Source organism: Boseongicola aestuarii, from assembly GCF_900184815.1.
Classification (GTDB): Bacteria; Pseudomonadota; Alphaproteobacteria; order Rhodobacterales; family Rhodobacteraceae; genus Boseongicola; species Boseongicola aestuarii.
Genome location: NZ_FXXQ01000010.1, coordinates 30114 through 49311 on the forward strand (window position 1 = coordinate 30114; position 19198 = coordinate 49311).

Below are 19198 nucleotides of genomic sequence, written 5' to 3' on the forward strand. Positions count from 1 at the left end.
CGCAATAGATGATTCGCTCAGGCCCGAATCACACGATTTTCTTGGGAGTGCCGGATGGCTGCCAAAGACAACGACGACCGCAAGAACGACGATCAGGACGCCGAAGGCGGACTCGACATGAGCCAGGCTGCCGTCAAGAAGATGATCGGCGACGCGCGCGAGAAGGGCTACATCACCTACGATGAGCTGAACAAGGTTCTGCCGCCGGATCAGGTATCGTCCGAACAGATCGAAGACGTGATGTCGATGCTGTCCGAGATGGGCATCAACATCATCGAAGATGAAGAAGCCGAAGACGACGACAAAGGCACAACTGATGTTGTCGCTGCGTCCAGCTCTCGCGAAGTCGCGGTCTCGACCACCGAGACTGAAAAGCTCGACCGTACCGATGATCCGGTCCGCATGTATTTGCGCGAAATGGGCTCGGTTGAACTGCTCTCCCGTGAGGGCGAGATCGCCATCGCCAAGCGCATCGAAGCTGGCCGCAACACGATGATTGCCGGGCTTTGCGAAAGCCCGCTGACCTTTCAGGCCATCACCATCTGGCGCGACGAACTTCTGAGCGAAGACATTCTGCTGCGCGACGTGATCGACCTCGAAACCACTTTCGGCAACACGCTGGGCGATGAAGACGGCAGCGCCCCGGTGGTCGATGCCACCGCTGCGCCATCGGCGGACAAGAAATCCTCCGCCGATCAGGAAGTCGATGCAGACGGCAATCCGATCCAGACCGACGACGACGATGACGAGGACGAAGACGAAGCCGCCAACATGTCGCTTGCCGCCATGGAAGCCGCGCTGAAACCCCGCGTTCTTGAAACACTCGAGGTCATCGCCCACGACTACAACGAGCTGTCGGAAATGCAGGACCTGCGCATGTCCGCGACGCTCAACGAGGACGACAGCTTTTCGGACAAGTCCGAGAATGCCTATCAGAAACTGCGTTCAGAAATCGTGCTTCTGGTGAATGAACTTCATCTGCACAACAACCGCATCGAAGCTCTGATTGACCAGCTATACGGCATCAACCGCCGCATCATGTCGATCGACTCGAATATGGTGAAACTTGCCGACCAGGCACGCATCAACAGACGTGAATTCATCGACGCCTATCGCGGTCGCGAACTTGATCCCAACTGGCTTGAGGAAATGGGCGAAAAATCCGGTCGCGGATGGGTCACTTTGCTTGAGCGTTCTACACCAAAGATCGAAGAGCTGCGCGCCGAGATGGCGCAGGTTGGCCAGTACGTCGGTGTTGATATCCCGGAATTCCGCCGGATCGTGCAGCAGGTTCAGAAGGGCGAAAAAGAAGCGCGTCAGGCCAAGAAGGAAATGGTCGAAGCGAACCTGCGCCTCGTGATCTCCATCGCGAAGAAATACACGAACCGTGGCCTGCAATTTCTTGATCTCATTCAGGAAGGCAACATCGGCCTGATGAAGGCCGTCGACAAATTCGAATACCGGCGCGGCTATAAATTCTCGACCTACGCGACATGGTGGATCCGTCAGGCGATCACCCGCTCGATCGCCGACCAGGCTCGCACCATCCGCATTCCGGTCCACATGATCGAAACGATCAACAAGCTGGTGCGCACAGGTCGTCAAATGCTTCACGAGATCGGCCGCGAGCCGACCCCGGAAGAACTGGCCGAAAAGCTGCAAATGCCTCTCGAGAAGGTCCGCAAGGTGATGAAAATCGCCAAGGAGCCGATCTCACTCGAAACGCCAATCGGCGACGAGGAAGACAGCCAGCTTGGCGATTTCATCGAAGACAAGAACGCCGTTCTGCCGCTGGATTCCGCCATTCAGGAAAACCTGAAGGAAACCACGACGCGGGTTCTCGCCTCGCTCACTCCGCGCGAAGAACGCGTTCTGCGCATGCGCTTCGGCATCGGCATGAACACCGACCACACGCTTGAGGAAGTCGGCCAACAGTTCAGCGTCACACGCGAACGTATCCGTCAAATCGAGGCCAAGGCATTGCGGAAGCTCAAGCATCCAAGCCGAAGCAGGAAGCTGCGGTCGTTCCTGGATCAGTAGGTTGAAGGCGCTGATTGGCACATGGGCCCTTTTGGAGTGGACGGCGGAAGATGACAGCGGCACCGTCACGCACCCAATGGGCCAAGATGCCAAAGGCGTGATTTGCTACACTGATGAAGGCTTCGTGCATGTTCATCTGATGGAAGCCAGCCGCGTTAACCACGATCTGGCGGACACAATGGACGGGCGGCCTGAAGAATACGTGCGTTCGGCAAAATCGAGCCTGTCATACTCCGGGCGTTGGCATATCGAAGGCGATCAGGTCATCCATCAGGTCGCAATAAGCTCGTTCCCGAACTGGGCACCAAGCCGCCAAGAGCGTTACATGCGCTTTGCCGGAAATGAGCTTGAGTTGAGCACCGACCCGATTGCGTGGGGAGACAGGCAAATCCGGCATCGTCTCCGTTGGTCCCGCGCGGCGTGACTCCAAACAGGAAAGAGAGCATCCCCATGTCCCTCCTCAAAAAACTCTTCGGCGGCGGCGCCTCTTCGAAGCCCGCCCAAAAGCCCGAAACCTACAAGGACTTCACCATCACCCCTGAACCGATGCCCGCCGACGGTCAGCACCGTATCTCGGCGATCATTACCAAAGAGGTGAACGGCGAGATGAAGTCCCATCATCTCATTCGCGCTGACACCTTGATGACGCCTGAAGCCGCCGCCGAGGCCGCTTTCGAGAAGGCGAAGACACTGATCGACCAGCAGGGTGACCGGCTCTTTAACCAAGGTTAACGGGTGGAAACCTTCGACAGTGTTCTGACGGACCGCGGCTCAAAATACGCGGTTTCGGGTGGACCTGTGATGTCGGCCGACGACATACAGGCCGCTATCAAGTCCCTCTGTAGCAACAAGAAATTCGCAAAAGCCACGCATAATAGCTGGGCTGCGATCGTTGATGGCACACCGCTCAAAAGCGATGATCGGGAATCAGGGGCGGGCATGGTGATCCTGCGCATGCTCGAACGTGAAGGGCTTGAAAACCATGTCATTGTCGTGACGCGCTGGTACGGCGGTAAACAGCTTGGCGCAGACCGCTTTCGTCGCGTTCAGGACTGCGTGCGCCATTACTTCAACCATCGCCGGCTTGGTTAATTCTACGTTTAGGGCGTGGCGGAAAACCTGTTAATCTATGCCCATGGAACCCATTTCACTTGCCTTTTATGCGACGGTCTGCGGCGTTCTCAGTGTCGTCGCACCGCGCCTTGGCGGATTTATCCCGCGGCTGTTGATCGGGGCCATCGTCGGCGTGATTGCCGCAGTTTTCTTGCCGTTTCTGCGCGGGCTGGTCACCGGCTACTGACCCCAAAAAGCCAATTTCCCGGCACACTCCCGCCCCAACCGGCCGTTAACCCGGTAGAATGATCAAGGTCCATCATATCATCCCGCCCGAAGGTCAGGTTTCTGGCCTGGTAAACGCCGTCGAAACGATCACGCTTCAGGGCAATGAACTCGCTCCGATTGCTGCCTTGACGGGTGGCATGGGTGAAAACGGGCCGAACATCCTGATCGCGTTGGCGATGCTGGCAGCTGTCCTTCTTGTCCTGCGCCGCATGTCACGCAAAGCGCGCGCGCAGAAATCCGCAGGGCAGGACCCCGGTGTCAGTTTCGCCGCGTCGGTCGAAATACCGCCCTACGTCGACACTTCGAATCTTGCCGCTGTGGCTGCCAACATTGACCCCGATGAAGCTGTGGTGCGCTTGTCGAACACCTGGATGGGTGCGCGCAAGAAGGTTGAGGCGAACCCGCTTTACAGCCCCAACCCCAATGAATGCATTGCGCGTGATGCCGTTGAAATCGAACGGATTTTCTGCAGCGGCCATCTACCACGCTACCTTGCAAAGCAGCCAGCCGAGGCGTTTGAACGGTTTGCCAAAACCGCACAGATGCTTGGTGCGGGCAGGATTGCGGACCTTGTGATTGAGGCCAGGTCGCTTGCCTCCAAGGGGCATTCGCCAGAGTTGCAGAACCTGCCGCGCAAGGGCGAAGAATGGGCGCTTTTCCGTAAGGAAATCGCGGACCTCGAAACTCGATTTCGCTCCGCCAACAGCGCAGCGGGCAATGCTGGTCGTGTGGTCACGCTGGCTGACGCCTACACCTCGCAAATCGCCGCCTGATCCTGACTTTACCTCTGGTATTAACCATTCCGCAGCGCGCTGATCGCCGCTAATAAAGGTGAATGGATCAGTCAGGCGCCCATTTCACACTCACTGTTGCGACCTCGCGAAACGGTCTGATTGCCCGCGCCACGGACGATGCTCCCCAGACTTGGGCAAGCCCCGAAGAGCAGGCGCTTTTCTTTCGCGATGTCGAAGCCGCGGATTGGGCCATCATGGGACGCAACACGCATCTTGCAGCGGACAAGCCCACAAGAAGGCGCATTATTTTTTCCTCAAGAACAAATGGATGGCAAAGGCCAACCCAGCTTTGGCGTGATCCCACGGCCTTAACGCCCGATGATCTTGCCCAGCAGGTCAAGCACTTGCGGCCTCTGCAAAACGGTTTGATTCTGGGGGGCACCCGCGTTCACGACTGGTTTCTCAAGCATAACGCCATCCATCGTGTTCACCTGACGATTGAGCCGGTAACCTTCGTTAACGGACTACCGGTTTTCACTGATCAGAGCGGCTCCGACCCCCTGTCTATTTTCACCGACCGTGGCTTCCGGGTTCTGTCTCAAACCATGTTGAATGATACCGGAACCCAGTATTTCGAGCTTGCGTCATGAGCCATCTGATAGACATCCAGACCCGTGGCCCCGGACTTTACGAGTTCACCGACCGACTTGAACCTTTCGCCACCGGCCATGGCACGCTGACCGTATTCGTCAGACACACGTCGTGTTCGCTTTTGATCCAAGAGAATGCGGATCCGGATGTATGCACTGATCTAAATGAGTTTTTTCAGCGTCTCGTGCCGCCGTCGGATGATCCGGCGATGGCGTATCTGACGCACACCTACGAAGGCCCGGACGATATGCCGGCGCATATCAAGGCGGCAATGCTTCCGGTTTCGTTGACGATTCCAGTCATTTCGGGCCGGATTGCGCTTGGAACCTGGCAAGGCATTTACCTTTTCGAACATCGACGGCGCGCGCATCAAAGGCAAGTCGCTGTCATGATGATGCAAGCGTAAAGGCGCGCTTGGATTGCGTTAATCAAGATGAACGCGAACGCTTCGACCGCGCGCGATCAGGTGTTCCCATCAGTGGCGGTGCAATCGCGCAACGCATTGTCCTTCGCCTATTTGGTAGCTTCAATTCGGACCTACCCAAAATCAGGGCGCTCCCCTATAGTCCCTGTGGAAAACAGGGGGATGACCCCCACAGATGGCAGGGAGAAGTAGCGGATGCGCTGCCCGTTTTGCGGAAATATCGACACCCAGGTAAAGGACTCGCGGCCAGCGGAAGACCATGTCGCCATTCGGCGTCGGCGTTTTTGCCCGGCCTGCGGTGGCCGTTTTACAACCTACGAGCGGGTTCAGCTCCGCGATCTGGTCGTGATAAAATCCAATGGTAAACGCGAGGATTTCGATCGCGACAAGCTGGAACGTTCGATCCGAATTGCGCTTCAAAAGCGCCCTGTCGAGCCGGAACGCATGGACCAGATGATCTCGGGTATCGTGCGGCGCTTGGAAAGCATGGGCGAGACGGACATCCCATCCGCCACCATCGGCGAGATCGTCATGGAGTCGCTTGCGCGTATCGATACGGTCGCATACGTGCGTTTTGCCAGTGTTTACAAGAACTTCCAGGCTGCAGACGACTTCGATAAATTCGTAAGCGAACTGCGTCCTCCGTCGAAAGACGAGTGACCGACGCCGATACAAACCACATGCGCCACGCGCTGTCCCTTGCCGCGCGCGGTTTGGGGCGCGTTTGGCCCAATCCGGCTGTAGGCTGCGTTATCGTTAACGAAGGCCGCATCGTCGGTCGTGGGCGCACGGCAGACGGAGGACGCCCGCATGCGGAAACCTTGGCACTGGCGCAGGCAGGGCGCCTTGCAAAAGGAGCAACGGCTTATGTCACGCTGGAGCCCTGCGCTCATCAAGGACAGACGCCGCCCTGCGCCAAGGCACTGATTGAAAACGGTATTCATCGCGTCGTGATCGCATGCGAAGACGCCGACCCACGCGTTTCCGGTCGTGGTGTTGCGATGTTGAGGGAAGCAGGAGTCACGGTCGCGATGGGGTGTTTGTCAGTCGAGGCCAGAAACCTGCAACGGGGTTTCTTCTCGCGCGTTAACCATAATCGACCGACGTTAACTTTGAAGCTCGCGATGACTCTGGACGGTCGAATCGCAACTGCGTCGGGGGAAAGCAAGTGGATCACCAGTCCAGAAGCGCGGCGCGCGGTGCATGGCCTGCGGGCGTCGCATGATGCGGTGATGGTCGGTGCGGGTACGGTTCGTACCGACAATCCCGATCTCAGAATTCGCGATCTCGGCCTGCCCCACCAACCGGTGCGGGTCGTTGCGTCCAGACACCTGCGCTTGCCCCAGGACAGTCAGTTGTTTGCGACCGCAAAGCAGACGCCGGTATGGATCGTCTGTGATGACGAGGCGCGGTTATCGCCCGATGCGGAACGCTGGGAAAACGCCGGTGCAAAGCTAATTCCGGTGGCCTCGAGCGGGACGCATTTGTCGCCGCACGCAACGCTGGAGGCGCTCGGGACGCAAGGGCTTACGCGCGTCTTCTGCGAGGGGGGGGGTATGCTTGCAGCGTCGCTTCTGACGGCCGACCTTGTCGATGAACTTATTGTTTTTACAGCCGGAAAGCTGATCGGAGCCGAAGGCCAGCCGGGTGTCGGACCGCTTGGGATTTCTGCCTTGTCAGAAGCGCCCGCCTTCGAGCTAGTCGGCGTAAATCGCGTAGGCGCTGACGTCATGCAGCACTGGCATCGCGCTTAGGGTCGCAGGCCCACGGTCCGTTTCATCAACCGCTGCAAAAGAGAAAGCCGCGTGGTTTGCACCGGTTGATCTTTCATGCGCACCAGATAGTCGACCGCCTGTTCAGGTGACATCGGCTCGCCGGTTTGGGGGTCGAAATAGCGTGGGTATCCGATCAATGCGGCATGCGCCAAACCAACAATACCGGGCCCCGGACCGCGGTGCTCGGGCGGCGACGTCAAATCCTGCGTGAGACCCCAACCAGCGTAGAACGGCATACCTGTGCAGGTGACAGCAGTGCCTCGGATCAGAGCCTCGAAGCCCATCGTCGAGGTGATCGTCCAAAGTTCGTCCGCCAGATCAATCGCCGCAAGCGCGCCGATCTTGTCCAGGGCGACATCCGCCAAACCGTTAAGATCTTCCTTCGAAATGGCGCCTTTTCGTAAACCTGCCTCCACATCCGGATGCGGCTTCCAGAGAATTCGCGCGTTCGGACGTGCGGCGCGCGCGGCGCGTAGCAGTTCAAGGTTCGTGCGCGCCGTTCCGGCACCGCGAAGCACCGACGCATCGTCCTCGACCTGGCCGATCACCAGCACATTTCTCGATCCTTCGACCATTTGGACAGCTTCCTCGTCCATGTTGTATTTGGTCAAGCCCGTGTCCCGAATGCGAGCCAAATGGCGTTCTGCGCGTTCGATCTCTGCAACCGGAAGATCAACGGAACCAGCAATTAAATCGTCCAGATCCGTGCGATGCGACGGATCGAAATAGTTGCCCTGCCGATCCACGGACAAAGAAAGCGGCGCGACAAGATCAGCACCCAAACCGCGCGATCTGAGGAACCCGTCCTCGACTCGAAGCGCGCCTTCGGGCGCCTGCGACGTTCCCCAGGCAATGACCTTTCGGTTGGTTTTCTTAGCCTTGCGCACCGCCGCCTGAGGGGAGTTTGCGAAGGTCATTGGCAGGACCGATCCGAAGGCCCGTTTGAAAAACGGCCGTTTCCAGCGCCGCATCCCCAGACCGACATATCCATGACGATCTTCCCGCCATGCACGGGCGCGCGCGGCCAGAATTGCGATGACGTCCTCGATTTCGCAAAGGCGGTCGGATTTGGGGTCATACCAGGTCGGATAAAGGATCATTGCCGCAGCAAACAACTGCGCGCGCGTCAATTCGCGTCCGCGCCGCGCGCTTGGAACTTCGTCCAAAGTCCGCCCCCAACCCGCATAGAACGGTTGTCCGAAAACCCGCGGCTTGTGCCCGGCAAAGATCGCCTCGAACCCCAGCGTCGAGGAATGCGTATAGACCCCGACCGCGCCCTCGAACAGGGTCCAGGGGCTGACTGGCTCGGTCAGAATACGGGCTCGGTCCAGCCCCACATCGTCTGTGAAATGACCTGCTCTTTTGCCCGCGATCGTTTCAGGATGCGTCTTGATCAAGATGTCCGAGGCGGGGTGTTCGTCCGCCGCAGCCATCAGCATTTCGGCAAAGGCATCGCGACCGGCACCCTGCAAGGCCGCGTCGCCTTCGGTTTGATCGATCACCACCACATAACCCGGATCAGGAACGCAAAGAGCAGGGTCCGAACCCGAATATTTCCCCAAATGCCAATACTTTATCTGCGAAATAGCCGCCCGCGCCCGGTTCAAGAGCTGCGTGTCATCCAAAGGGGCGGTGCGCAAAAGCGTCTCAAGATCCGAAGGTTCGGATGCGTCGAAATGCACGCCCGTCGTATCAATCGAAAGCCCGACCGGAACCTCGGAGCGCAATCGACCCGGCAAGACCGAACGCAGAAACGCATCCTCCACCGTCACCACCGGGGCGTCGCGCCATTCTGCCACGGCTTCGCCCCGCCATGCGGTTGGCGACCTTCCCCAGATGCCGACGTGATCTCCGTCTTCCGGTACGCCCGTGCCCACATCCCAACCAGCCAACTCAAGGATGCGTCGCTCAGCGCCACGCATCAAAAGTCCGCCATTATAGACGCAAAGACGGCCCTTTTTGTCGGTCACTCGATCAGTTGGTCGATGGACGAGGCCGTCTGCAACGGTCCAAGTACCGCCGACAAGACCTTGCTGAACTGCGTGTAAGGCGCTTCGGTGACATAGACCGTATCGGCGTCACGGATTGCGAAATCCCGCGCGATGAAGACACCGTTTGGACTTGTCAAATCAAGCACATAGATCATCCGCTGCGGCCCGATCAGATCGTCTCGGCCCAATACGGCACTGGCGATGTCCTGCGGTTCGTTACGGAAAATGAAGATACCCGTCGGATCGGCAATACCGGTCGACAGGCCGCCGACGCGCGCCAGTGCTTCGATCGCGGAGATGCTCTGCGTATCAAACGGCACTTTTTGTTGCGCTCCGGTAGCCCCAAGGGCGGTGAAAAAGCGCGTGTCTTCTTCGACCAGAATTCGGTCGCCGCCCCGCAAGGCAACGTCCAGTTGTGGTTCGGAGTACAGATCCTGCAACCAGATCGTGCCTTTGTGCGCCCCGCGAATCAACGTGATCTGTGTGATTTCGGGGGGCAGGGTGATCCCGCCGGCCGTCGCCAGCATTGCGGTTAGCGTGCGGTTTGGCCGTTCAATTGCATAAACGCCCTGCGCGCCGACGCCGCCGATCAGCGAAACCGTCGCACCGTCGCCGGCCATCCGGCGGATCACGACCTGCGGATCGGGGGTCTGGGCTTCCAGTTTTTCGGTAATGATGCGGCGCACGGCTTCGGTCGAATTGCCCGCCGCGCGGATGCGGCCAGCGTAGGGCACAAAGATCATGCCTGCACCGTCGACCTGAATTTCCTCAAGCGCGGAACCACCGGCCGAAGCACTTGCCAACAGGCCATCTTCGACATTTTCCCAGATTGTCAGACCCAGCGTGTCGCCCGGCCGAATGATGTCCGAGCCCAAAGCGGCCGCGCTGGTCAAACCTTCGGCAAACCCAAGCGCGGGCACGAATGCGGTTGCTGCTGTGACCTGATCGTCCACCGTCACAACAAAGGAATCACCCTGACGCTGCACGGCGCCCGAGAAGATCTCGTTCTTGGTTGGGCCTGATCTTGGAAGCGCACAACCAGCCACCAGCGTGGTTGCGACACAAAGGGCAACGAAACGCGCCCGGCGTTTGCTCTTAGCTCTCACTGCTCGGTCTCCTCGACCTTATTTTTTGCCTGCCTCGGCTATTTTGTAAGAACTCTAGTCAGCGGTTTTTGGAAATTCCAGCATAATCACGGGCGTTTATGTGACGAGGCGAATGTGTTGCCGGGTGGACGCAGCAGGGATTGCAAGCCGCATGTAAGGGCCTTCGGGGGCAAGCATCAGATCGGGCAAGCGCGGCAAGAGCTTCTTTCGTGAGGCGTTTGCGTAAAATCCGCCGGGTATTTGCGAGGTGGCCAAAAGGAACTGACGGTAAATCGCATAGGCCTCGCGATCCGGTCTGTCGGGCTTGGCGAAAAACGCAGCAAGGGGCTGATCTGAAACGAATTCCGCCCGGTTATAGGTGGCCTTTCCCAGAACCTTTAGGGGCAGCCCACGCCAGAGCACCTGTTCGGCGGCGGTCGAATTCACGGTCACAGCACTTTCTGCGCGATCCAAAAGCTGCGCCAGTTTGCCACCGGTTAACAAATGTGTGCGCCCGCTCAACGCGTATTGTTCGCTCAGCCGCCTCACAAGGTCGGGCAATCCCTCGCGACCGTCCTCAAGCGGATGGGCTTTCACGACCAGATGGTGATGGCGCGGCGCTCCTGCGGCAAATCCGGCAAAGACCAATTCCAGAAATTCGGCTTGTGTCCTGAAGCTGGAATTGTCCCGGAAATTCGCGTCATGGGAGAGCTGACACAATGCGACGTGATAGGGAAAGGTCGCGCGCCGGATACGCCCGGTGGCCAGCCGCCTCTGAAGTCGCCGGACTGGCATAGTCAGCAAATGCTTTAGATAAATCCCGAACTCGCCCATCGGCTCGGGTGTGCGGTGCGAGGTATAAAGCGGATAGCTGCGCCGCCCGGCGACCAAGGCGGCATGATAAACGGCCCCCCAGAAAATATGCTGACGCATATCGCCCCAGGCGTCCGGGGCCGGGCGCGGGGTTGATCCCCCTGCCGCCAGAGCGTCGCGCATATTCACAATCGTTAACGCGTTCAAAGCGGACTCGGCGTTCGTGCCGTCGCGCTCGTAGGTGATCCAATAGGGCCGCAGATAGCCTTCCTCGAATGCGTGCACCGTCACACCGCGGCGTTGGGCCAAGGCGCGCGCCTCTGCATGAAACGGACGCGATGCTCCATAGCAAACAAGGTCGGTCACACCCTCGTCAAGGGCGGCCTCAAGGCAATCCCGCCAGCCTTCGCGGCGACCCTGAAACGCGCGATATCCCGGCAATCCGGCCCAGCCCAAGGCGTCGCCGCCGTTCAGTCCAATTCGGGAAATCCGCGCCCCCAAACCCTGCATCTCGCGCGCCAACGCGCGGAAAAAAGGCCCGTGCGGACCTTGCAAAAACAAAAAGTGTCGGGGCAGCGTCTGGGACATAGCCTGTTGAATATCCGCCCAAAAGCGCTCTGTCACGCACCCATGCACTTGCGAGACGACGGCAGGCGGTTTACCCCAAGACGTCAAACGCAAGGATCAAAGATCATGTTCACCGGCATTGTCACCGACATGGGAGAAATCCTGTCGCTTCGTCAGGAAGGCGACCTCAACGCGCGTATCGGCACGCATTACGATATCGACACGATCGACATCGGCGCGTCCATCGCGTGCGACGGGGTTTGTCTGACCGTGATTGCCCTTGGAGCCAAGCCGATGAACTGGTTCGACGTTCAGATCTCGGCCGAAAGCGTGTCGAAAACCAATCTTGATACATGGGCTGTCGGACGTCGCGTTAACCTTGAGCGTGCGCTGAAAGTCGGGGACGAACTGGGCGGTCACATCGTCTCGGGCCACGTCGATGGGCTTGCGATGGTAACCAAGGTTAACGACGAGGGCGACAGCACCCGCGTGACCCTGACTGCCCCGCCTGAACTCGCGCGCTTCATTGCGCCGAAAGGTTCGGTCACGCTCAATGGCACATCGCTGACCGTGAACGAGGTCGAAGGCACCTCGTTCGGGATCAATTTCATCCCCCATACCAAGGCGGTCACAACATGGGGGCGGGTTGCCGTGGGCGACGCCGTGAACCTCGAAATCGACACTCTGGCGCGGTACGTGGCGCGGTTGGCCGAAACACTATGAGCGGGCCTGGTCACAATAAGGGGCCGACAATGGAAAAGGGACGCGCGTGGCGGCGTTATGCCTGGACCCGTGCCCGCTCGGATCTGATGCCCACCCTGCCGATCGAAGTCGCGCGTCGTCGCGTCCGCCGCGCACGGGAACTGGGCATCGACTATAAATCCTATGCCGGCATCCGCGCTGCGACTGGCCGCGATATCATCGCGTTGATATTTTCATCCAATGCGCTTCGCCTCGCACGCGAAACTGCTGAAATCGACCAGCATCGCCACGAAAAAATTTGCAAAATCATAGATGTAACATCTCTCGCTCTTGTTCACCCTCCACACGATCCGGCCACGGTAACCAAGATTAACGCCTGCCTCCACCGGGCTGGGCGCGCCCCGGGCCTGTCACAGACCTGGGCCGAAACACGCGCCCGCGTTCTCGACCTGAAGGGCACCATTCCCGGTGACGGCGTGATTGTCATCGGCGAAACCGCTTTAGAACGCGAATGGTCCGAAGCCGGGCGTCTGGCCGGATCCCTCCACGCGGATACCTACTTTTCCGCCACGTCCTGAACCCGGATCAAAAACGCTTACCTCTGGCCTTCGCGTGCGCGTTCCGCTATGCGCAGGCGCAAGTTGACCCGGACCTTGCTCATGACCTTTGAAACCGCTGGACCTATCGAAGAAAACTGGCGCGATGCCGTGTCGTCCGTCGAGGAAATCCTCGAAGACGCGCGCAACGGCCGCATGTTCATTCTTGTGGACCACGAAGACCGCGAAAACGAGGGCGACCTTGTGATCCCCGCACAAATGGCCACGCCCGAAGCCATCAACTTCATGGCGACCTACGGACGCGGGTTAATCTGTCTTACCTTGCCGGGTGAACGCTGCGACGCGCTTGGTCTGCCGCTGATGGCGTCGCACAATTCGTCGCGCCACGAAACCGCGTTCACCGTGTCGATCGAAGCACGCGAAGGCGTCACGACGGGCATTTCTGCGCATGACCGCGCCCGCACTGTCGCGGTAGCCATCGACGCGTCCAAGACCAGTCAGGACATCGCCTCACCCGGTCACATCTTCCCGTTGCGCGCGCGTGATGGTGGCGTTCTGGTCCGCGCAGGCCACACCGAAGCCGCCGTCGATGTGGCGCGGCTTGCAGGCCTCAATCCGTCCGGCGTCATTTGCGAAATCATGAACGAGGACGGCACCATGAGCCGCTTGCCGGACCTCGTCGCATTTGCGCAAAAGCACAACCTCAAGATCGGCACGATCAGCGATCTGATCGCCTATCGCCGCCGCCACGACAACCTTGTCGCCATCACGCGTGAAGAAACCGTCACATCTGAATTCGGCGGCGAATGGAAGATGCGCGTCTACACCGACACGGCGCATGGAGACGAGCATATCGTCCTGATAAAAGGCGATATTTCCGGCCCCGAGCCGGTTCTGGTGCGGATGCATGCGCTGGATCCGGTGCTGGATGTCATCGGCCTTGGACCCAAAGGGCGGGCTGGCGAATTCGGTGACGCGATGAAGCTGATCGCGGGCGAAGGCCGGGGCGTTCTCGTGCTGTTGCGCGATACCACCATGAAACTTGTGACCGAGGACAGCGTGTCGCCGCAGACCTTGCGTCAATATGGTCTGGGTGCACAAATCCTGTCCTCGCTCGACCTTGGACAGCTGATCCTGTTGACCAATTCACCCAAGCCGAAAGTCGTCGGTCTGGATGCCTATGGTCTTGAAATTATTGGCACGCGCAAAATCTCGGAGATTGGTTGATGGCCGGACACTCGGACAACGATCTGGGTCTGCCGACCTTCAGTGATCCGGTGAAAGTCGCGATCGTCATCGCGCCGTATTACACGAAAATCTCGAATGCACAGCTTGCCTCTGCGCGTGGGGTTCTTGATCGCGCGGGTGTTCAGCACGAGACAATCGAAGTGCCGGGCTCGCTTGAAATCCCCGCCGCCGTCGCCCTTGCGCACCGCATGTCGAACTTTGACGGTTATGTTGCGCTGGGTTGCGTGATCCGGGGGCGGACCAGCCATTACGACGTCGTGGTGAACGAGAGCGCGCGCGGCCTGATGCTCCTCGGGCTTCAGGGTGTTGCGGCCGGCAACGGCATCATCACGGTCGAGAACATGGAACAGGCGGAAGAACGCGCCGATGCCGACCGTCTGGACACAGCCGGCGGCGCGGCCGTCGCAGCACTTCACCTGATCGCTCTGGCGCGTCGTTTTGGCGGCGCGAAAAAGGGCGTTGGCTTCACCCAGGACATTCAGTTGGCCGGTGACAGCGAAGGACCGACCACCGCATGACACCCACCAAACGGCAAATGAAGTCCGCCGCCCGGCTCTATGCGGTGCAGGCGTTGTTCCAAATGGAAGCCTCTGGCCAGACCGTCGAGGCAATCCGTGAGGAGTTCGAAACTCATCGTTTCGGCGCCGAATACGACGGCATCGAACTGGCGGAAGGCGACGTGACCCTCTTCGAACGTGTGATCGAAGATGCGGTGAATTTTCAGGCCAGGATCGACAAGATGACCGACCGGGGTCTTGTGGCGAAATGGCCGATCAACCGGATCGACCCGACTTTGCGCGCGCTCTTTCGCGCGGCAGGCGCCGAACTGGTCGAAGGCGAGGCGCCGCCCAAGGTCGTCATCTCGGAATACGTCGACGTGGCCAAAGCCTTCTTCCCGGAAGGCCGCGAGCCGAAATTCGTGAACGCCGTGCTCGATCATATGGCGCGCGAAGCCAAACCGGACGCCTTTTAAGCGCGCAGGCTTCATCACTTCTTCAACATTTGCGGCCAGACTCCCGCCCGGAATTGGTTAACAAAGTCCTACGCCTGCGAACGGGTGCACCGACGCGATACCGACGTCATACCGACGTTGCCGTTTTGTTAAAAAAAATATATAAATCAGATAGTTAAAAGCCGAAGATAAAGAAGAGGGCTGAAAAAACGCCCACGCGCCCGTCTTTTCCGTTTTTCAGCAGTTCGGTACATTAACGGCCAGCCCTCCAAGGGCGGTTTCCTTGTACTTTTCGCTCATATCCTGTCCGGTCTGCCGCATCGTCTCGATTGCGGAATCAAGCGGCACGAAATGCGTCCCGTCACCCCGCAGCGCCAGTGACGCCGCCGAAATCGCCTTTATTGCACCTAGTCCGTTGCGCTCGATACACGGCACCTGAACCAGTCCTCTCACGGGGTCGCAGGTCATGCCCAGATGGTGCTCCAAGGCGATTTCTGCCGCGTTCTCAACGTGTTCCGGACTGCCGCCCAGCACCGCCGCCAGGCCAGCCGCCGCCATGGCCGAAGCCGAGCCAACCTCGGCCTGACATCCGCATTCCGCACCCGAGATCGAGGCGTTGAACTTCACCAGTCCGCCAATCGCCGCCGCCGTCAAAAGGAAGGTTCCCACGTCCGCCTCGCGCGCGCCCGGCACGTGATCCAGCCAATAACGTATCGTGGCGGGGATCACGCCCGCAGCGCCGTTCGTCGGCGCGGTGACGACCTGTCCGCCGGCGGCGTTTTCCTCGTTCACCGCCATTGCATAGGTGCTGATCCAGTCGTTTATCACATGAGGCGCGGTCAGATTGCGCCCGCGTTCCGCTTCCAGCGCGCGACGGATCGGGGCTGCGCGCCGTTTCACCTTCAATCCACCCGGAAGGATGCCGTCCTGTTCAAGGCCGCGGTCCATGCAGGCCTTCATGACATTCCAGATGCGCAGCATGCCCGCGTCCAAAGTGGCCGCATCCATGCGTGAAAGCTCATTGGCGCGTTTCAGTTCCGCCACGCTCAAGCCGGTTCGCGCGCACATCTCCAGCATCTCGGTCGCGGATTTGAACGGGTAGGGCACAGGCGCGCCGTCATCGGTATCCTTGCCTCTTGCCAGTTCGGCTTCGGTCAGAACAAAGCCTCCGCCAACGGAATAATACGTCTCTTTCAGGATCACGTCGCCCTGCGCGTCCGTCGCCATCAGGATCAGCCCGTTCGCATGTCCCGCCAAGGGTGCGCCATAATCGAACAAGAGGTCCGCGCTCGGATCAAAGCGAAGCGTCGACAATCCCTCGGGCGAAACAACCTTTTGCGCCCGGATATCCGCCATAGCGCTCTCGGCAGCCTCGGCGTCGTATGTGTCGGGCAAAAAGCCGGCAAGGCCCAGAATAACGGCGCGATCCGTGGCATGTCCAACGCCTGTAAAGGCCAGCGAACCATGCAAGGACGCGCGCAGTCCCTGCGCGGTGAAGGGCGATGCGCGCAACCGGTCCAGAAACCGCGCCGCCGCCACCATCGGGCCCATGGTGTGAGATGATGACGGGCCAATCCCCACTTTGAACATGTCGAAAACAGACAAAAACATCGGCATTTCTCCTGACATCGTGGGTATGCCACGAAATTTCAGAACGGCGTAGCCTTGGCAGCGGCATTCGACGATCCGTTTTCGTCTCATACACTCTCGCCACGCCGCCAAGGGGCATCTATAGAAGGCGTGAAGCAACAAAAACGCTAGGAGCAGGGTCATGTCTAAGGTGGAAGAAATCGCAGACGGATTGGCCAGGCGCGCGCTTGAACTGTTCAACAAGACCGGCGACGAAACGATCGAAAAGCGGATTGCCGATGAGATCGGCGCCTCGTCTCCGACGCTTCAGGAGGCCTACAACACCGCTTTGCGGATCCGCAAAGCGGAACTCCGGGCGTCACGGCTTCTGGACAAATACAGCGTAGGCGACGCCATCCCGAAAGCCGCGATATCGTCCCAGCCGCAGGACTAAAGCGCGCCGGCGCCCCAGACCAGCATTACACCGATGGCAATCGCCGCCAGCCCATAGGCCCGCCGGGTTTCGATCGGTGTGTCGGCGATGATCTTGATCAGCTCTTCCAGACGCGAAGGGGCCAGTGCGAACACCAGCCCCTCAAACACAAGAACCAGGCCAAGACCCAGCAGGATCGTGCTCATCAGTTTCCGACGCCACCGTCTGACTTGAGGAATTCGAAGAACTCGCTGTCAGGTGAGATTACCATGGTCGAATTCGAACCCTGCAAGGCGGACTCATAAGCTGCCAGCGATCTGTAGAACCGGAAGAATTCGCGGTCCGCGCCATAAGCTTGTGCGAAGATTGCGTTGCGTTCGGCGTCTGCTTCACCTCGGACAATCTGGCTTTCCCGGTTGGCTTCCGAGACAAGCTCGACAACCGTACGATCCGCTTGCGCACGCACCCGCGTCGCGGCTTCTTCACCACGTGCGACCTCGTCCGCAGCTTCACGTTCCCGCTCGGCGCGCATCCGGGCAAATGTCGCATCCAAGTTCTGCTCTGGCAGGTTGGTTTGCTTTAAACGCACGTCGACCACATCAAGGCCAAGCGCGGCTGCACGAAGTTGAGCAAGGTCACGAATACGCACCATCAGATTTGCGCGGTCTGACGACAGGATCGTGTTCGATGTCACACCTTCCGAACCAAGAACGGCCCGGATTTGGGTTTGCAGGATCGAGGCCAGACGGTCCTCAGCGGCCCGCAGACCACCGACACCGACCGCCTGCCGGAACTGGATCACATCAGAGATCCGGTAACGGGCAAACGCATCAACAACCAGACGACGGTCATCCGAAGGCGTGATTTCGATCGGTGGTGTGTCCAGCGACAGAATACGGTCGTCGTAGCGCACGACTTCCTGAATGAACGGGATCTTGAATGCCAGTCCCGGCTCTTCTTTCACGTCGCGAATTTGGCCGAACTGAAGGACAAGCGCCTTTTCGCGTTCGTCCACGATGAAAACCGACGACAGAAGTGCGATCACACCTGCCACGCCTGCTATCAGGATAATGGTTCCAGCTCGCATATCAGTTGCCTCCCGTCGTGCTACCGCGGCGCAATTCGTTCAGCGGCAGGTAGGGTACAACGCCCTGGCCGCCGACACCGCCGGAGTTTTCGTCGAGGATGATCTTGTCGATATCGCCAAGAACCTTCTCGAGGGTTTCGATGTAAAGACGACGACGCGTCACTTCGGGTGCTTGCTGGTATTCCCGCAAAACAGCCGTAAAGCGGCTTGCCTCACCCTGTGCTTCGTTCACGACGCGTGCGCGGTAGGCTTCGGATTCTTCGAGAACCTGAGCCGCTTCACCACGCGCACCTGCCACAACCGTGTTGGCATAGGCATCCGCCTGACGCTCAAGCCGGTCGCGTTCCTGTTCGGCCGCCTGAACTTCACGGAAGCTGTCAATAACCTCGCGTGGCGGGTCAGCCTTGTCGAGGTTCACACGGATGATGTTGATACCCGCATCGTAGTTGTCGAGCGTTGTCTGGATCAGCGTGAAGGCATCCTGTTCGACCTGTCCACGATCACGGTTCAGGATCGGCGCAAGCTCGCTGCCCGCCACGATCTCGCGCATCGCCGATTCAGACACCGAACGGACCGTCTGTTGCGGATCACGCAGGTTGAACAGGAACTTCGCCGGATCATTGATGTTCCAGACTACCTGGAAGTCGATGTCGATAATGTTCTCGTCCGTGGTCAGCATCAGGCCATCACCACCGGATGAACCCGAGCGACCCGTGCCGATGTCTTCGGATTGCTCTCGTGTGACGGGGATGACTTCCGCCGTGACCAGAGGCCAGGGCGCAAAGTTCAGACCCGGATTGCCGATCGCGCTGAATTCACCAAGGAACAATTCCACCGACTGTTCTTCCGGACGCACCGTATAGAACGACTGAAACGCCCAAAGCGCGACCACGGCCACAAGACCCAGCCCGATTGTGCCGCGTGTCAGTTTTGGGCCATCGCCCCCACCGCCGCCGCCGTTCGGGCCTTTTGGGCCACCGCGACCGCCCATGAGGACGCGCAGTTGCTCCTGGCCTTTTTTCATAATCTCTTCGATTTCCGGGATCTGCGGCCCGTCCTGCTGTCCGGGTCGTCGTCCGGGGCGACGATCGTCGTCGTCTCCGCCGCCGTTCGATCCTCCTCCGCCGGAGCCGCCGCCCCAAGGTCCGCCACTGTTATTGGCCATGAAAGGTCATTTCCTTGTTTTTTCCGTTTTTACCGCTTGCTTGGCTAGTTGTAGCTTTGAGCCG

At 59.2% G+C, this 19198-nt stretch carries 23 protein-coding genes; 16 read left to right on the forward strand and 7 right to left on the reverse strand.

Translation table 11 applies throughout. The annotated features are described in order from the left end of the window. Positions 1-54: 54 nt before the first annotated feature. The 10 genes from rpoD (at position 55) to ribD (ending at position 6944) form a co-directional block, all read left to right on the forward strand. Positions 55-2040, forward strand: coding sequence for an RNA polymerase sigma factor RpoD (gene rpoD / locus BOA8489_RS14040; protein WP_093974886.1), 1986 nt, complete (start codon positions 55-57; stop codon positions 2038-2040). A 1-nt stretch (position 2041) separates the two neighbouring features. Then, positions 2042-2464: a lipocalin-like domain-containing protein gene (locus BOA8489_RS14045; protein ID WP_176440316.1), complete on the forward strand. Its 423-nt coding sequence runs from the start codon at positions 2042-2044 to the stop codon at positions 2462-2464. 26 nt (positions 2465-2490) lie between these two features. Then, a complete protein-coding gene (locus BOA8489_RS14050; protein ID WP_093974890.1) occupies positions 2491-2772 on the forward strand; it encodes an HlyU family transcriptional regulator in 282 nt (93 codons plus the stop codon). A 3-nt stretch (positions 2773-2775) separates the two neighbouring features. Beyond that, positions 2776-3132, forward strand: coding sequence for a YigZ family protein (locus BOA8489_RS14055; RefSeq protein ID WP_093974893.1), 357 nt, complete (start codon positions 2776-2778; stop codon positions 3130-3132). A 37-nt stretch (positions 3133-3169) separates the two neighbouring features. Then, positions 3170-3340 carry a hypothetical protein gene (locus BOA8489_RS20500; protein ID WP_176440310.1) on the forward strand — a complete coding sequence of 57 codons (171 nt, stop codon included), beginning with the start codon at positions 3170-3172 and terminating at the stop codon, positions 3338-3340. Between the two features lie 58 nt (positions 3341-3398). Further along, a complete protein-coding gene (locus BOA8489_RS14060; protein WP_093974895.1) occupies positions 3399-4154 on the forward strand; it encodes a hypothetical protein in 756 nt (251 codons plus the stop codon). Between the two features lie 62 nt (positions 4155-4216). Beyond that, entirely contained in the window at positions 4217-4765 is a 549-nt protein-coding gene (locus tag BOA8489_RS14065) for a dihydrofolate reductase family protein (RefSeq protein ID WP_093974897.1), read from the forward strand. After that, on the forward strand, positions 4762-5172 hold the full coding sequence (locus BOA8489_RS14070) for a secondary thiamine-phosphate synthase enzyme YjbQ (protein WP_093974899.1): 411 nt from the start codon (positions 4762-4764) through the stop codon (positions 5170-5172). Before BOA8489_RS14065 ends, BOA8489_RS14070 begins: the two co-directional genes overlap by 4 nt. Before the next feature lie 213 nt (positions 5173-5385). Continuing rightward, a complete protein-coding gene (gene nrdR, locus BOA8489_RS14075) occupies positions 5386-5850 on the forward strand; it encodes a transcriptional regulator NrdR (protein ID WP_093974901.1) in 465 nt (154 codons plus the stop codon). A 20-nt stretch (positions 5851-5870) separates the two neighbouring features. Next, positions 5871-6944, forward strand: coding sequence for a bifunctional diaminohydroxyphosphoribosylaminopyrimidine deaminase/5-amino-6-(5-phosphoribosylamino)uracil reductase RibD (gene ribD / locus BOA8489_RS14080; RefSeq protein WP_093975081.1), 1074 nt, complete (start codon positions 5871-5873; stop codon positions 6942-6944). Here ribD and BOA8489_RS14085 read toward each other — a convergent pair. From BOA8489_RS14085 to BOA8489_RS14095, 3 genes are all read right to left on the reverse strand, one after another. After that, a complete protein-coding gene (locus BOA8489_RS14085; protein WP_093975082.1) occupies positions 6941-8887 on the reverse strand; it encodes a capsule polysaccharide biogenesis protein in 1947 nt (648 codons plus the stop codon). The genes ribD and BOA8489_RS14085 overlap by 4 nt on opposite strands. 44 nt (positions 8888-8931) lie before the next feature. Then, positions 8932-10062 (reverse strand): polysaccharide biosynthesis/export family protein, encoded by a 1131-nt coding sequence (locus BOA8489_RS14090; RefSeq protein ID WP_093974903.1) that lies wholly within the window; start codon positions 10060-10062, stop codon positions 8932-8934. 96 nt (positions 10063-10158) lie between these two features. Then, positions 10159-11478 carry a capsule polysaccharide biogenesis protein gene (locus BOA8489_RS14095; RefSeq protein WP_306345763.1) on the reverse strand — a complete coding sequence of 440 codons (1320 nt, stop codon included), beginning with the start codon at positions 11476-11478 and terminating at the stop codon, positions 10159-10161. 69 nt (positions 11479-11547) lie between these two features. On the opposite strand from BOA8489_RS14095, the gene BOA8489_RS14100 reads away from it, so the two are divergent. From BOA8489_RS14100 to nusB, 5 genes are all read left to right on the forward strand, one after another. After that, a complete protein-coding gene (locus tag BOA8489_RS14100; RefSeq protein WP_093974908.1) occupies positions 11548-12144 on the forward strand; it encodes a riboflavin synthase in 597 nt (198 codons plus the stop codon). A gap of 29 nt (positions 12145-12173) precedes the next feature. After that, positions 12174-12701: a hypothetical protein gene (locus tag BOA8489_RS14105; RefSeq protein WP_093974910.1), complete on the forward strand. Its 528-nt coding sequence runs from the start codon at positions 12174-12176 to the stop codon at positions 12699-12701. An 81-nt stretch (positions 12702-12782) separates the two neighbouring features. After that, on the forward strand, positions 12783-13907 hold the full coding sequence (ribB, locus tag BOA8489_RS14110; RefSeq protein ID WP_093974912.1) for a 3,4-dihydroxy-2-butanone-4-phosphate synthase: 1125 nt from the start codon (positions 12783-12785) through the stop codon (positions 13905-13907). Beyond that, entirely contained in the window at positions 13907-14446 is a 540-nt protein-coding gene (locus tag BOA8489_RS14115; protein ID WP_093974914.1) for a 6,7-dimethyl-8-ribityllumazine synthase, read from the forward strand. The genes ribB and BOA8489_RS14115 overlap by 1 nt, the downstream gene beginning before the upstream one ends. Further along, the gene (nusB, locus tag BOA8489_RS14120) at positions 14443-14901 is read left to right on the forward strand and encodes a transcription antitermination factor NusB (protein ID WP_093974917.1); all 459 of its coding nucleotides are present in this window, start codon (positions 14443-14445) and stop codon (positions 14899-14901) included. The genes BOA8489_RS14115 and nusB overlap by 4 nt, the downstream gene beginning before the upstream one ends. Before the next feature lie 216 nt (positions 14902-15117). Here the strand turns inward: nusB and BOA8489_RS14125 are convergent, their stop codons facing one another. Continuing rightward, entirely contained in the window at positions 15118-16491 is a 1374-nt protein-coding gene (locus BOA8489_RS14125; protein ID WP_093975083.1) for an L-serine ammonia-lyase, read from the reverse strand. A gap of 160 nt (positions 16492-16651) precedes the next feature. Between BOA8489_RS14125 and BOA8489_RS14130 the strand changes: the two genes are divergently transcribed. Beyond that, the gene (locus tag BOA8489_RS14130; protein ID WP_093974919.1) at positions 16652-16903 is read left to right on the forward strand and encodes a hypothetical protein; all 252 of its coding nucleotides are present in this window, start codon (positions 16652-16654) and stop codon (positions 16901-16903) included. On the opposite strand, the gene BOA8489_RS14135 is transcribed toward BOA8489_RS14130, so the two are convergent. The 3 genes from BOA8489_RS14135 to hflK are packed head-to-tail and all read right to left on the reverse strand — an operon-like array spanning position 16900 to position 19134. Beyond that, positions 16900-17088: a DUF2065 domain-containing protein gene (locus tag BOA8489_RS14135; protein ID WP_093974922.1), complete on the reverse strand. Its 189-nt coding sequence runs from the start codon at positions 17086-17088 to the stop codon at positions 16900-16902. The two genes, BOA8489_RS14130 and BOA8489_RS14135, sit on opposite strands and share 4 nt — an antisense overlap. Then, the gene (gene hflC, locus BOA8489_RS14140; protein WP_093974925.1) at positions 17088-17969 is read right to left on the reverse strand and encodes a protease modulator HflC; all 882 of its coding nucleotides are present in this window, start codon (positions 17967-17969) and stop codon (positions 17088-17090) included. The genes BOA8489_RS14135 and hflC overlap by 1 nt, the downstream gene beginning before the upstream one ends. 1 nt (position 17970) lies before the next feature. After that, complete coding sequence (gene hflK / locus BOA8489_RS14145) at positions 17971-19134, reverse strand: FtsH protease activity modulator HflK (RefSeq protein WP_093974927.1); 1164 nt, start codon at positions 19132-19134, stop codon at positions 17971-17973. Positions 19135-19198: the final 64 nt, after the last annotated feature.